This is a genomic window from Marinobacter sp. M-5 (assembly GCF_032911545.1).
Classification (GTDB): domain Bacteria; phylum Pseudomonadota; class Gammaproteobacteria; order Pseudomonadales; family Oleiphilaceae; genus Marinobacter; species Marinobacter goseongensis.
On record NZ_JAWJEK010000001.1, the window covers coordinates 573117 to 586732 of the forward strand.

Consider the following 13616-nt stretch of genomic DNA (forward strand, 5'->3'; position numbering starts at 1 on the left):
GAGTTCGTATGGGTGAAGCAAAACGACGCAAGGAAACCGGCCAGCCATCACCGGAAAAAACCCAGAGCCGCAAACCTCTGGTGCTCGGCGTAACGGCTCTGGCGATCCTCGCCGCCATCATCGGAGTGTTCTTCCTGACGGCGGCGCCGGACAAAACGTCGGACGAGCTTCCGGTTGCTGCCCCCGGTGCAGACGCCTTCCCCGCAGCGCTTGATCGCTATGGCATTTCCGTCGGCGACGCTGACGCGCCAGTGGTGGTCCGCGAATTCGCCGACTACCAGTGCCCTGCCTGCGGACGCTTCTCGGACGCCAGCAAACGGCTGAAGGAGGAATACGTCGACACCGGGAAGGTCCGCTTTGTGTACTTTGACCTGCCGCTGCAACAGCACCAGAACGCCGTGCCCGCCGCCCAGGCCGCCCGCTGTGCCGGCGATCAGGGCGCCTATTGGCAAATGCACGACGAGCTGTATGGCATGCAGACCGAATGGAGCGGGTCCGGTGATCCCCTGACCACCTTCTCCCGCTACGCCAGCGACCTGGGTCTCGAGGAGCGCCGTTTCCGCCGCTGCATGACAACCGAATTGCACCGGGAAGCGGTGGAGCAGAGCCTGCAGGTTGCGATGCAGATGCGGGTGACCAGCACCCCCACGGTGCTGGTCGACAATATCCGCCTGAGCCGTCCGGGCTGGGGCCAGTTGTCTGCCGTGGTGGAGCGCGAATTGGCAAATGGTAATCAGGATTAACTTGATTGGTATGCCCGGTTAGTTAGAATTTCGGTCCCCTGTCTGCCTCCCGATCCAGCGATCGCCGGCAACAGGGGATTTTTTCACCCCATGCTCCGGATTTACGGTCCGGCCCGCAGGAGAGAGACATGAGTCAGGATGTGGTTGTCTGCGCACTGTACAAGTTCGCAGTTCTGAATGATTACAAAGCCCTTCGCCAGCCGTTGCTGGATGTGCTGCTTGCGCGAGACGTGCACGGCACCTTGTTGCTGGCGCGGGAAGGCATCAACGGCACCATCGCCGGCAGCCGTGGCGGCATTGATGCTGTCAAAGCCTGGTTGGGCAGCGATGAGCGTTTCGACGGCATTGATTACAAGGAATCTTTCGTGGATATCCAGCCGTTCAAGCGCACCAAAGTGAAGCTCAAGAAAGAAATCGTCACCATGGGTGTTGAGGGGATCGACCCCAGGCGCATCGTTGGCACCTACGTGCAGGCAAAAGACTGGAATGATCTGATCTCGGACCCGGACGTAATTCTGGTAGATACCCGCAACCAGTACGAAGTGGAGATCGGAACGTTCAAAAATGCCGTCAACCCGGCCACTGACACCTTCCGACAGTTCCCAGAGTACGTGAAGGAACATCTGGACCCTTCAAAACACAAGAAAGTCGCCATGTTTTGCACAGGCGGTATTCGTTGTGAGAAATCCACGGCGTTTCTGAAAGAGCAAGGGTTCGAAGAGGTGTATCACCTGCACGGCGGCATCCTCAAGTACCTGGAAGAGGTGCCCGAGGAACAGAGCCTATGGCAGGGCGAATGTTTCGTGTTCGATGATCGCGTGACCGTGAATCACCGGTTGGAACGTGGCGGCTATGACCAATGCCACGCCTGCCGCCGGCCAATCACCGAAGAAGACAAGCAGCGCCTGGAGTACGAGCAGGGCGTGAGTTGCCATCAGTGCGTCGAGTCACTGACGGAAGAGCAGAAAGCACGGTTTGCCGAACGGGAAAAGCAGATGCGGCTGGCGGAAGAGCGCGGCGAAGCCCATGTGGGTGGCGAAGCGGCCCGTACCATTGCCGAGCGCAAGGCCCGCAAGAAAGCGGAGCGGGAACGTCAGGCCCGAAAGAGCCTGGCGGGCGAGCAGACCGGAAAATCCGTGAACGTGTAACAAGGAGATTCCATGGGACTGAAGCAGGCAACGGCCATCACCGCGATTCTGGTGTCGCCCCTGGCGGCAGCAGACGCGCGAGACTGGGAAGGTGAGGCGGAGCTGGGTGTGCTGAAAACTACCGGCAACACCGAGGAAACCAACGTGAACGGCCGTCTTGGTCTGATTCACGAAGTGACGAAGTGGCGGAACAGCGGTGACTTCCGCTCGGTGTATTCCGAAGCAGAGGATGAAACCACCGCCGAGCGTTACCGCGCCGAGCTTGAGACCAACTACAAGTTTGATGAGCACCAGTACCTGTTCCTGCGTGGCGGTTACGAGGACGACCGGTTCTCCGGGTACGATTTCCAGTCATCGGCCACGACCGGTTACGGTAACCGCTTCCTGAACTGGAATGACCGCACGTTCCTCGACCTGTCGGCCGGTCTCGGTTACCGGTTCAATAAGCTGGAGGAGCCGGACGAGGACGGAAACCGGGAAGAGGAAGAGGCCATCGCGCGACTGGCTGCCCAGTTCGATTACGGTCTCTCCGAAACGTCTCTGTTTCGCCAGAAGTTGAGCTCCGAAATCGGCCTTGATGAGAACAACGTCATTACTGAATCGGAAACCTCGATCCAGGCCAGTATTGTTGGCAATTTGTCGATGAAAGTGGCCTACCGGGTCAAGCACGTGTCGGACGCGCCGCCGGATTCTGACGACACCGACACCGAAACCTCCATCTCAGTGCTCTACGGCTTCTGATCTCAGCCAGCCAACACGAGAACGGGCCCTGACGGGCCCGTTTTTCTTTGGCGTGACCCGGCGGTATTACACCCGGTTGCGCAGTCCCAGTTCATCGGGATAGGGCGTCAGGTAGTGCTGAGTGCTCAGATAGTCCACCGGTTCCCGGCGCTGCGCCATGCGCAGCAGGGTCATCGGGACCACTAAGGGCACCTCGCCGCGATGGTAAGCCTTAATCTGCTCGATCATCACCTTGCGGTCTTCGTCCGCCATGGAATCCCGCAGATAGCCCATCAGGTGCTGCATAGCGTTAACGTGGGAGCCACGGCTGACTCGGCGGCCCATGGCTTCCATAAAACCCTGAATGTAGCGATCCGCCAGATCCGCCAGGGGCTCGGATTTCAGGTCGCTGAGCATGGGGCCGAGCTGGCGATACAGCCGTTCCGAATGGGCCAGCAGCTGAAACTTGTGGCGGGTATGGAACTCGATCAGTGCTTTTGCCGAGAGGTTGGCTCCCGCCACGTTCTGCATCCAGTCGTCGTAGGCGAACACCCGCTCAATGAAATTTTCCCGCAGCTTGTCGTCGTTCAGGCGGCCCTCTTCCTCCACCGGCATGAGTGGGTAGGCGCGAATTAACGCGTCTGCGAACATGCCCCGGCCATCCCGGCGGGTAACCCGGCCTTCCTCATTGTGCACCTTGATACGCGCCATGCCACAGCTGGGCGACTTGGCCATCAGAATATAGCCACGAAGGTCAGCCAGCTCCGGCAGGATCCGGTCAATGAACGTCTGCATGGCGGGGGTATGGTCGGCGGCGCCCCGGGTTTCAATCAACCGCAGCCCGTTGTCGTGTTCGCGCAGGTGAATCGCGGGCCGGGGCACGCCCAGCCCGGCCTCGAGCTCGGGGCAGATGGCGCGGAATTCGAAATGTCTGGAAAGCACCTGGGTGCAGTAACGGGAATGCTTATGCCCGCCATCATGGCGAACTTCCTTGCCCAACAAGCAGGTGCTGATTCCAACGGGGATGCCGCTCACGCTGTCTCTCCGGTCGTGAATATACACAGAAAATACGTGTTTCCAGTGTAAACCGATCAGCGCCGCCGGCGAAATCGCCGCGTCAGGTTCCGGAGCGACGGCGCTTCCGTTTCTTGTCCACCAGCGCCAGCGTGGTGGCGTAAATATGCCGCACGTCGTCAGCGAAACGTTCTACTGAAAAGTCTTCGGCAAAGGCCAGCGCCTGGGTGGCCAACTCAGCGCGGAGGTCGTCATCTTCCAGCAGCTGTCTGACGCAGGCACGCCATTGATCCTGCTTTTCCGGGGTCTTGAAGCCATTTACCCCGTGGCGAACCACATCCTCGATACCGCTGGAGCGCACCGCCACCACGGGCAGTCCGGCGGCCATGGCCTCGAGAATAACCATGCCCTGGGTTTCCGATTTCGACGCAAACAGGAACGCATCCCCCAGCTTGTACCAGGTGGCCATCGCCTCGGGTGGTACCGCACCGACCAGCGTTACGTGGCCGGCGAGATCCAGTTGTTCAATTTTGCCTTGCAGGCGGTCCCGCTGGTGCCCGTCGCCAATCATCAGGAAACGGAACGGCACCCGGGTTTCCCGGCGTAACGCGCTGATGGCCTCGATCATGAAATCAATGTTCTTCTCGTTCGACAGCCGCGATACGCTGATGAAGATCTTTTCTCTGCCCAGCCCCAGCCGCTTGCGAAGATCGCTGACCTCGGCGGGGTCAACCTCCTGGAAACGCTGATACTCGATCCCGGTGGGCTGAACATAGGTCGGGGCTTTCACCCCGATCATGCGCAGATATTCTTCGGTGGAGTAGGTGGGCACGATCACGCCGTCACATTTGTTGGCGAACCGCCTGATCAGCGCGTGGGAAATAAGGTTGCGGAACAGCATCCCCGGCAGCGGCACAAAGTGGGCGTAGTGCTCCAGCCGGGTGTGGTAAGTGTAGATGGCCGGTATACCCAGCCGCCGCGCCATAAACAGGCCCAATGAACCCAGCCAGATCGGATGGTGTAAATGGATGACATCCGGGCGGAACCGGCGCACCTGCTTGCGAATGCGGGCGAGGAAGATGTTCGCCAGCCGGAATTCCCGTTTTTCACCCATGGCCAGCAGGGAAGGCACCCGCAGCACCCCGGTTTCGCCATGGGGTTCGCCACGGTATCGTGGCGCGACGATCAGCAGGGCGTCACCCAGTTGTTCCAGTCCACGCCGAAGCCGGTCGATGGAGATGGGGACGCCGCCGATAAACGGCAGGTAGTTGTTGGTGAACATGGCCACCCGCAGCGGCTTGCCCAGCCAGGGCGCGGGGTCCAGATCATAGTCCGGGTAGTAGTCCTTGCCGACAAAGATGGCGCCGTACAGCTTGATGGTGACCGCTATAAACACCGCAACAATCAGCAGGAAGTTGAGATAGCCGGTGTAGAACAACGAATAAATAAAGAACCACAGGCTTTCCAGTCGTTTGAGAATCGGATCCTGCCCCACCTCCACCCGCTGCAGGGTGTGGCTGACCTGGCCGTCTGCATCAACGTCCACCCGCACGTAGTGGTAGAAGCTGGTGTCGTCGTTCAGCACCAGCCCGCCCGCACCCCCGGTGGCAATGTATCCGGTGTTACCCCGCCCGGTTTCAGCGAATGCCGACAGATTGGCGGAGAACACCCGGTCAATCTGGTGTCTGTCAGCCATGTCCAGCAAGGCTTCGCGAAATTCCGGCGGGCTCAGGTAATCCTCGTCGCGGTCAAAGGGCAGGCTGCTTGCGGGCTTGAACGGCGGATGGCCAATAAATACGAGGCGCGCCCGGGAGGTGCCCTGGCTCAGCAGATCATCCAGCCAGCGCATCTGCCATTGCCAGGGGGTTTTGCCGGTGCTGTCGAGGAAGATCAGCCGGGCATCCCCGGCGATGACGCTGAAAAAGTGCGGGCCGTAATGATCGTAGAAGCGGAAGCTGCCGAAATCCTCGTACTCATGGGCGCCGAAGGTCAGCAGGTAGGGCATTTCGAGGTGGCTGAGGGTGCCGTGCAGGGCCCGGTATTTGTCTTCGCCGCCACCGCTGACGGCGTTGCCGGCAGACACCATGAAGTCGACGCCGGCATCGTTGAGCAGGGGAATCATGCGCTCCTCGAATACCCCCACGGAATTGTTGATGTTGCCAACTACCGCAAAGCTGAACGGCTGGCCGGGCGCCACCAGCTGCTCGATGCGTTCCACCTGGTCGGTGTGGATGCCGGCGTAATCCTCGGTGAAAACATTCAGATAGACTTTGTAGCCCACCAGCAGAATGACAATCAGCAGGCAAACGTAAAACAACCATTTCAGCGGATTACGCAGGATCATTCCGTTCCTCCCACATGTCTGCGCTGTCTGAGCAGTTCCCTTTGAAGCACCACGAGGCCGATGAGCATGCCCAGATAGATGGTCAGTAGCCGCCAGCTGACAATGACCAGAATCAGGTGGTTACCCGAGAGAATATCGCGGAAAAAGCTGCCGAACACACCCTCTGAGATGCCCGACGCACCGGGGGTGGGTGAGAAGTACATAATAAAGGTGGTGACTACCAGTAAGCCCAGTGACACCAGATAGTCCACCTCGTATCCCAGACTGACCATCAGCAGTGCCGGAAAGCTGAACAGGCTCAGCAGGAACACCGCCGTAAAAACCACCGACAACCAGACAAACAGCGGCCGACCTCGCAGGTAGTCACTGAAGCTTTTGGTGAAACGCAGCATCTCGCGGCGCGCCTTGAACTGCCAGCGTCGGTGGCGGTTTTCCCCAATCAGGTGGGCGCGATGCAGCATGCCCAGCAACCCGCTGAGTGGGCCGATGAGCCAGCGGGTGCGGAACAGCAACACCGCGAAAAATCCCAGGTAGAGCGCGATGATAACCGCCAGGGCGACACCGAGGTTTCCGCCCAGTGAGCGACCGTTGAACGCGTCCAGCGTCAGCAGGAACACCGGGGTGAGCGAGAATATGAACACCACCGCCAGCACCGTTCGGATGGTGGTGGCTGCGGTTGCCCGCCCCACGGGCACGCCATGATGATGCAGGTACCAGATCTGCGCGAAACCGCCGCCGGTGGCCATGGGTGTGACGTTGGAGAAAAACAGGTTAATGAACACCAGGCGGAAAATTGCGGGCAGGGGGAGCCGGTGCCCGAGTGCCCGCAGGGTGAAGTGCAGGCGTAGGCCGTCGGCGCTGAAGTAGACCAGTAGTAACGCGATCACCGCTGTTACCGTGGCCGGGTTGATCAGACGGCTGTCGAAGGTCAGGCTTCGCCCGGCGAACCGGTCGTACACGGCGTACAGCCCGATGCCGGTCAGGATGATGAACATCAGGCTGAACAGGGTGAGCCGCCGCCAGGATGTCTTTTTCGTGTATGTAAGGTCGGTGGAATCCGTCATGGCCTGCCCGTCAGTGAGAGACGGGCAGTTTACAGGCAGAGGTAAGGCCGCTGTCCAGTGTTGCGCTAGTGGCCATACACCATCAGGGTGGTGTCGGTGATGGCGAAGTCGGTGAACGACACACTGCCGATACTTTCGGGACCAATGCGGAACACCGGCATATCGATGTCGGCGCGGAACTCCACGTTATGGATCGACAGGCCTTCCTTGCCGGAGGCGGCGCTGGTGCCTCTGGAGAATCTGGCGGTGGCGTGGGCCATGCCGAAATGCCCGAGGGTATCGTCGCCGCGACGGTTATGAATCTGCAGCCCCTCGATGCCAACTGCCGCGAAGTTGAAGATGAAGATCAGGTCGGCCACATCCCAGTTCAGGCTGCCGTCGGTGACTTCAAAGTGGGTGTCCAGTTGCAACTCAGACCCTGACACCACCGTGCCGTTGGAGAGCGTTCGGGTGGCGTCGCCCCCGTTGCGGATGACCAGGTCCGTGGGGCCCACATAGCCTTTAAGAAGCACGTCCGAAAACATCGTGGTGCTGCCACCGCTGCCCTCGGTCTGCAGGCTGCCCACCTCCAGCTGGAAGTCGATCGCATTCAGGTAATCGTCAAGGCTGGTGGGGTCGCCGGTGTTGACGGCCCCCAGGTGAATCACCAGGTCGCCGCTGTTGAACTGCTTGCCAAATTCACCGGCCACGGAATAGCGGGCCAGGGCATCGGCTACGTCCGGGTCGCTTGCGTCCAGCAGACCGGCGTTGGCTCGGCGGGCGATCTCCGAGAAGCCATGCTCCAGCACTTCACCCTCGCCGGCGATGTCCAGTGTGATCTGCAGATTGTCCAGTACCGAACCGTCGTGGCCGGACAGGCTCAAGTCATTCACGCTCAGCGTGCCCTCGTCACGCCAGCTCAGTCTGCCGATATCCAGCTTGGTTTCCAGCTCAATGGTGACTCCGGCCTGACCGGTGATGTGCCCCATATCGCGGTCATCCAGGGGACGGAAATCCGCACTGACGGGTAAAGCCACCAGCACGGCAGCGGCGGCCACGGGCCATGAGCGCGGGTGACAGCGGGTGCATCGTTTGGCAGAGCGGGGGAGTTTGTTGGTCATGGTGGCCCCGGAATCATCTGGGCCGGCCAGGCGCCGGCCTGTTTATTGTTTTATGGCCGCAGGGGACAGCAGAACCGGTGCAGCATCCATGTGGTCTGGTTACACGTTGTTACGATAAGCGGGAATGTGGAGAAGGTCTGTGAGCTGAGTCACAACACGGCCTGGCCTGCCTGAATCCGGTGTCAGGAGGCCAGAGCTTGCAGAATCAGGGCTTTCTGATGTTCGGCAAATTCCCGGATCAGAGCCTGGGCCCGATCCGCGTCCCGCGCCAGAACAGCTTGGGGCAGCTGGGTAAAGAACTGACTGGTCTGGTCCAGGCCCTGGCGGTAGCGCTCAGCGCTCAGGTAGTAGGCGCGGCTGACCGCCGGCTTGAAATTGGACAGGGCCTCGGTGAGATACGGGTTGCCTACCACCTCGCAGCACACCTCCATCACTTCAAAGCTGGCTTCAACAATGGCAGTGACGTTGGCAGTGGGCTCGTTCATCTGCTCGATCACGTTGCGGGCGACATCCATCATCGGCTGCTTGTCCTTCTCTTGCCAGCGCTCGCTGACCCGCGCCGCGAGCATCATCAGCAAGTGCATGTAGACGTCGTACAGCTCCGAGGCGTGGGCCTGGTCCAGCTTGGAGGCCGACGCGCCCTTGCGTGGAGTGATTTCAACCAGGTGCCACCGCTCCAGGGTGTACAGCGCCTCCTTGACGGAAGCGCGGCTCACCTTCAGCTCCGTGGCCGTGGTGGCCTCATGAATGCGTTCACCAGGCCGGATCCGGCCCGTCATGATGCGCTCGGCAAGGTAATTCGCGATCTGTTCCGCGAGGGTGTTGGGAACCTGAAAATCCATAATGGCTCTCTGAACCGATTGTTTTAGCCGGCTCGCCGCAGTGGGCGAGGGGCCGCTATCCATGGGTGCGTCTTTCATGAGTTTACCACAGCCTTGCCAAAGGAGAGATTCGCAGAAGGAGTCAAAGTATTGATCCGTGTCGCAATTTTGTTTCGGTAATGAAAAAAACGATCAAATAGATTGACGACTGCTATATTGTAGGACAATAATCAGGAAAAGCATAACGGGAAATCAAGCGAGGTTCATTTTATGAGTACCCGGTCCATCGGTTTCAACAGTGAAAGCGCACGCCGCAAGGTGCTGCTTACCCTGAAAAAATACAGCTACCTCATTGCCATGGTGCCGCTGATACTGCCACCGCTGCTGCTGGCCGCCGGCCAGGCCACCGATCTGTTGAACATGTTTGCGTGGGGCGTGCCGGTGGTGGTGTTCGGCATCATTCCGGTGCTCGACATGTTGCTGGGCAAGGATTCCCTGAACCCGGATGAGAAAACCGACGTGCCGGTGATGAACGGCGAAGCCTTCTACCGCGTGATCACCCTGGGCTGGGTTGCCGGCTTTGCGGTCCTGCTGGTGTGGGGCATGGCGACGCTGGCCTCCGGTATTTTCAGCGTGGCTGGCGGTCTGGGGTGGGTGGTATCCATCGGCATCGTCGGGGGGCTGGGCATCAACGTCGCCCACGAACTGATCCATAAAGACGACCGCCTGGAAACCTGGGCCGGCGGGTTCCTGCTGTCACTGGTCTGCTACGCCGGTTTCAAGGTGGAGCACCTGCGAGGTCACCATGTGCACGTGTCTACCCCGGAAGATGCGTCGTCGTCACGTTACAACCAGTCGCTGTACCAGTTCCTGCCCCAGGCCTACGTGCGCAACTTCCTCAACGCCTGGAAGCTCGAGGCCCAGCGCCTGCAGCGCAAAGGTCACAAAGCCCTGAGCTGGCGCAACGAGCTGATCTGGTGGTACAGCATCAGTGCACTGGTAGGTATTGGCTTCACCCTGGCCTTCGGCTGGCTCGGCGCCGCCTTCTTCCTGGGTCAGAGCTTCTTCGCCTTCACCCTGCTGGAGATCGTCAACTACCTCGAGCATTACGGCCTGCATCGTCGCAAGCTGGACAACGGCCGCTATGAGCGCACCACTCCCGAGCACAGCTGGAATTCTAACTACTTCCTGACCAACGTGTTCCTGTTTCAGCTTCAGCGCCACAGCGATCACCACGCGTTCGCCAAGCGCCGCTACCAGGTGCTGCGTCACCATGACATCGCGCCCCAGCTGCCGGCCGGCTACTCCGCCATGATCGTCCTGGCTATGGTGCCGCCCCTCTGGAAGCGCGTTATGAACCCCCGGGTGGAGGCGTATTACCGGGGTGAGGAGCATCAGCTGGCTTCTTGAGCCTCTCCAGAGGCTTCAGAGCGTCTCTGAAGCGTGTGCCAGGAAACTGGCCCTTTCAGGCCCCGCAGGTTCGGTCTCTGACTGCGGGGCCTTTTTTGGTCCCCTTGAAGCACCCTTGAAATCCACCGGTAACGCACGCAGGTATATCGTTTAACCCAAGCAATTAACAAAGGGAAAAACCATGCCCAAGCACTTTGAACAGGCCGCCGGCCTGCACGAAGCACCGGTTCCGGAGACAGAAGGCTACGTTTTCAACCAGACCATGATGCGTATCAAAGACCCCGAGCGCTCTATGGATTTCTACACCCGCGTGATGGGCATGCGCCTGGTGCGGAAGCTCGATTTCCCCGAGATGAAATTCACCCTGTACTTCCTCGCCTACCTGGACGACCGCCAGGCAAGCACCGTGCCGACAGACGACGCCCACCGAACCACTTTCATCTTCGGCCGCGAGGCCATGCTGGAGCTGACCCACAACTGGGGTACCGAAAACGATGCGGATTTCAGCTACCACAACGGCAATGACGAACCCCAGGGCTTTGGCCACATCGGCGTGGCGGTGCCGGACGTCTACGCCGCGTGTGAGCGTTTTGAAACGCTCGGGGTGGAGTTTGTGAAGAAGCCGGACGACGGCAAGATGAAAGGCCTGGCCTTTATCAAGGACCCCGACGGTTACTGGATTGAGATCCTGCAGCCGAACATGCTGGAAAAGCAGCGCAAAGACGGCTGACAGGCGGGCGTCAGTCGGCCTGACGCCCGCTGATCGGGTGGTCATCTGCTCGCACTGCGCCGGGCAGGGTTCTGGCGCTGCTCTGCGAGGCCACGATGACCGCAGCGGTGAGGATCACCGCGCCAAGCACACCGATAACCCCCAGCACCTCCCCGAGAATTATCCACGCCAGCAAGGCGACGAACAGCGGTTCCAGCGTCACGATGATGCTGGACAAAGTGGCAGGTGTGGTTTTCATACCGGCAAAAAAGCTCAGATAGCCGATGCAGGTGGGTACCACGCCAATGTAGCCCACCATCAGCCAGTGCCGGATGCCCAGCGTTTCGATACCGTCAAAGCCGTCGGTGACCAGCAGCACCATCAGCAGGATCAGTGCCGCAGTGGCGAAGCAGATAAAAGCGGTGGTGAACACCGGCGTGCCGGTGGAGGTGTGGCGGCTGGTCAGGGTGAAGCCGGCGTACACCACGGCGGCAAAGACGGCCACCAGAATGCCCGCCAGGCGAAGCTCCCCGGCGGTATCCATGTCGCTGACGACCAGCATGGAGGTGCCGATAATCGCCGCCACCAATGCCAGCACGGTGATCACCCCCGGTCTTTCACCCAGCAGCGGCGCGGCCATGATGGCCACCAGCACCGGCGCCAGACACAGGGCAATCAGGGTGGCAATGCCGGCCCCGGTCAGGTCCACCGCAATCAGATAGCTGCCTTGATAGCAGGCCTGAAACAGGCCGAGGGCCGCCAGTGGCAGCAAGGCTTTCAGGGTGATCCCCGGCGGCCGCTGGCGCGCTGAGGGCTGGCCGGTTGTATCCCGGCGTTCCCGGAGCATCAGCACGAAAAAGAAAGGCAGCGCGACCGCGAGGCGTAAAAATCCGAGGGTGATGGCTTGCAGTTCGGTTCCGGTGAACAGGAACTTGGCCACGATACCGGTTGTGGCCCAGAGCAAGGCGGCGAGGGCAATAAGAAGTGCACCGTGAATCATCGGATAGCGACCTGGCTTGGTGTTGAGCAAGGGCGTGAGATTATCAGTGCGATCCGGGCAACGCCAGCGGCAGAAGGTCGCGGAGCCGGTGGCTCCGCTGGGCAATGCTTACTCGATGGCGAGGCTGTCGGCGTTCTTCGCAACGGTAGCTTCACCAATGCCTTTGACGTTGACCAGGTCGTCGGCGGACTGGAAAGGGCCGTTGGCTTCGCGGTAAGCGACAATGGCCTGGGCCTTGCTCTCACCAATGCCGTTCAGGCTGGCGAGGGTTTCCACATCGGCAGTGTTGATGTTGACGGCGGCCGGTTCGGCGTAGGCGAAGCCGGACAGCAGGCTGAAAAGAAGAACCAGTGTGGCCATCATTGGCGTGGATTTCATGGGCGTGAGCTCCTGAGTCTGAATACTTTCGTTATGGTTAGATGCCAGAACGCAGTCAGCAGGACGTTCGCTGGTCGGAAGATTGTTGCAGGTGAGCAAGAACTGGAAGGCAAAAAAGTGCACGGAACAGGACCACCTTCCCTGTGATCCCTTGTCCGTGGCTGACCCCCGCCTGATCCTTCAGGCTACACACGTCCTGTGTGCTTCATCCCTGGTGGTCGTCCCTGTCTGCCCTGATCCGTGGGCTGCTCCAAATCCCTGGAGTCATCATCCTTGACCAACGTTCCTTGCTGGCTTGTCATCCCTGACAATGAGCATTCTACAGATGGCCTGATCTGCACATATCGGACAATTGCTCCCGCTGTTGTGCGATATATCCCACAGACTCGTGAGCCGTTGGCGTGGCCCGAAAATGAACCTGAATTCAGTATTTATGCGGTCTCCGAGGCAATATTTTGCCCGCCCCGATGGGCCGCGGCCGCCTCGCGAATTCGCTCCATGGTGATCTCGCGAACGGCCTTTTGGGAGGTGCGAATATGCTGCGTGAGTTTGTCCGCGGCGGCGGTGGCTTCGCCGGAGCGGATGGCGGCCAGAATCTCCGAGTGCTCCACGTAGGTGGCATCCACCCGGTCGTCCCGGGTGAAATCCAGCCGACGAATGATTCGCAGCCGGTCGGTGATCTCCCGATGGATACGGGTCATCTCCCGGTTGCCGGCGGCTGCGACCAGGTCGCAGTGGAAGCTTTCATCCAGTGCCCGCACGGTGCTGCCGACCGCTCGTTCTGACGGATGATCCGGATTCCAGATCGCGGTTAGCGTTCGCACGGCCTGAGGCTGTTCGTCCAGAGCGCAGATCTTGTGCATGGCGGCCCGTTCCAGCGTAATCCTCAGATCATAGAGTTCCTCGACCTGCTGAAAATCAAACGGCTTGACCTGCCAGCCACTGCGGAAAAGAACCTCCACATACCCCTCTCGCTGCAAGCGATAAAGTGCTTCCCTTACAGGCGTTCGGCTGGCGCTCAGTCGGGTGCCGACATCACCTTCGCTGAACTTGTCACCAGGAATCAACCGAAACTCAAAGATGTCCTCTTTAAGGGCTTCGTATACCCGATCGGCCATACTCTCTTTGCGTTTTGCTGCGGGTTTTCTGGTCATGATGGTGCTCT

At 60.0% G+C, this 13616-nt stretch carries 13 protein-coding genes; 5 read left to right on the forward strand and 8 right to left on the reverse strand.

Features of this window, described 5'->3' with window-relative positions:
• Positions 1-8 precede the first annotated feature (8 nt).
• The 3 genes from R0125_RS02575 (at position 9) to R0125_RS02585 (ending at position 2632) form a co-directional block, all read left to right on the forward strand.
• Positions 9-743 carry a DsbA family protein gene (locus tag R0125_RS02575; protein ID WP_317237018.1) on the forward strand — a complete coding sequence of 245 codons (735 nt, stop codon included), beginning with the start codon at positions 9-11 and terminating at the stop codon, positions 741-743.
• A 128-nt stretch (positions 744-871) separates the two neighbouring features.
• The gene (locus R0125_RS02580) at positions 872-1891 is read left to right on the forward strand and encodes a rhodanese-related sulfurtransferase (protein ID WP_317237019.1); all 1020 of its coding nucleotides are present in this window, start codon (positions 872-874) and stop codon (positions 1889-1891) included.
• Positions 1892-1903: 12 nt separating this feature from the next.
• Entirely contained in the window at positions 1904-2632 is a 729-nt protein-coding gene (locus tag R0125_RS02585) for a DUF481 domain-containing protein (RefSeq protein WP_317237020.1), read from the forward strand.
• Positions 2633-2698: 66 nt separating this feature from the next.
• On the opposite strand, the gene R0125_RS02590 is transcribed toward R0125_RS02585, so the two are convergent.
• The 5 genes from R0125_RS02590 to R0125_RS02610 all read right to left on the reverse strand — a co-directional run bounded on the left by R0125_RS02590 (position 2699) and on the right by R0125_RS02610 (position 8975).
• Positions 2699-3646 carry a DUF523 and DUF1722 domain-containing protein gene (locus tag R0125_RS02590; protein WP_317237021.1) on the reverse strand — a complete coding sequence of 316 codons (948 nt, stop codon included), beginning with the start codon at positions 3644-3646 and terminating at the stop codon, positions 2699-2701.
• A gap of 82 nt (positions 3647-3728) precedes the next feature.
• The gene (locus R0125_RS02595) at positions 3729-5969 is read right to left on the reverse strand and encodes a glycosyltransferase (RefSeq protein WP_317237022.1); all 2241 of its coding nucleotides are present in this window, start codon (positions 5967-5969) and stop codon (positions 3729-3731) included.
• A complete protein-coding gene (locus tag R0125_RS02600; RefSeq protein ID WP_317237023.1) occupies positions 5966-7033 on the reverse strand; it encodes a lysylphosphatidylglycerol synthase transmembrane domain-containing protein in 1068 nt (355 codons plus the stop codon). The genes R0125_RS02595 and R0125_RS02600 overlap by 4 nt, the downstream gene beginning before the upstream one ends.
• A 65-nt stretch (positions 7034-7098) precedes the next feature.
• Positions 7099-8133, reverse strand: a complete 1035-nt coding sequence (locus tag R0125_RS02605) for a DUF6160 family protein (RefSeq protein ID WP_317237024.1) — start codon at positions 8131-8133, stop codon at positions 7099-7101.
• A gap of 182 nt (positions 8134-8315) precedes the next feature.
• Complete coding sequence (locus R0125_RS02610) at positions 8316-8975, reverse strand: GntR family transcriptional regulator (protein WP_248182394.1); 660 nt, start codon at positions 8973-8975, stop codon at positions 8316-8318.
• A 249-nt stretch (positions 8976-9224) separates the two neighbouring features.
• Here R0125_RS02610 and R0125_RS02615 point away from each other — a divergent pair, with 249 nt between their 5' ends.
• On the forward strand, positions 9225-10364 hold the full coding sequence (locus R0125_RS02615; protein ID WP_317237025.1) for an alkane 1-monooxygenase: 1140 nt from the start codon (positions 9225-9227) through the stop codon (positions 10362-10364).
• 181 nt (positions 10365-10545) lie between these two features.
• Positions 10546-11094, forward strand: coding sequence for a lactoylglutathione lyase (gloA, locus tag R0125_RS02620; RefSeq protein ID WP_317237026.1), 549 nt, complete (start codon positions 10546-10548; stop codon positions 11092-11094).
• 10 nt (positions 11095-11104) lie between these two features.
• On the opposite strand, the gene R0125_RS02625 is transcribed toward gloA, so the two are convergent.
• From R0125_RS02625 to R0125_RS02635, 3 genes are all read right to left on the reverse strand, one after another.
• Complete coding sequence (locus R0125_RS02625) at positions 11105-12073, reverse strand: DMT family transporter (protein WP_248182392.1); 969 nt, start codon at positions 12071-12073, stop codon at positions 11105-11107.
• Positions 12074-12181: 108 nt separating this feature from the next.
• Positions 12182-12451, reverse strand: coding sequence for a ComEA family DNA-binding protein (locus tag R0125_RS02630; RefSeq protein WP_248182169.1), 270 nt, complete (start codon positions 12449-12451; stop codon positions 12182-12184).
• A 431-nt stretch (positions 12452-12882) separates the two neighbouring features.
• Positions 12883-13605: a GntR family transcriptional regulator gene (locus tag R0125_RS02635; RefSeq protein WP_317237027.1), complete on the reverse strand. Its 723-nt coding sequence runs from the start codon at positions 13603-13605 to the stop codon at positions 12883-12885.
• Between the last annotated feature and the right edge of the window lie 11 nt (positions 13606-13616).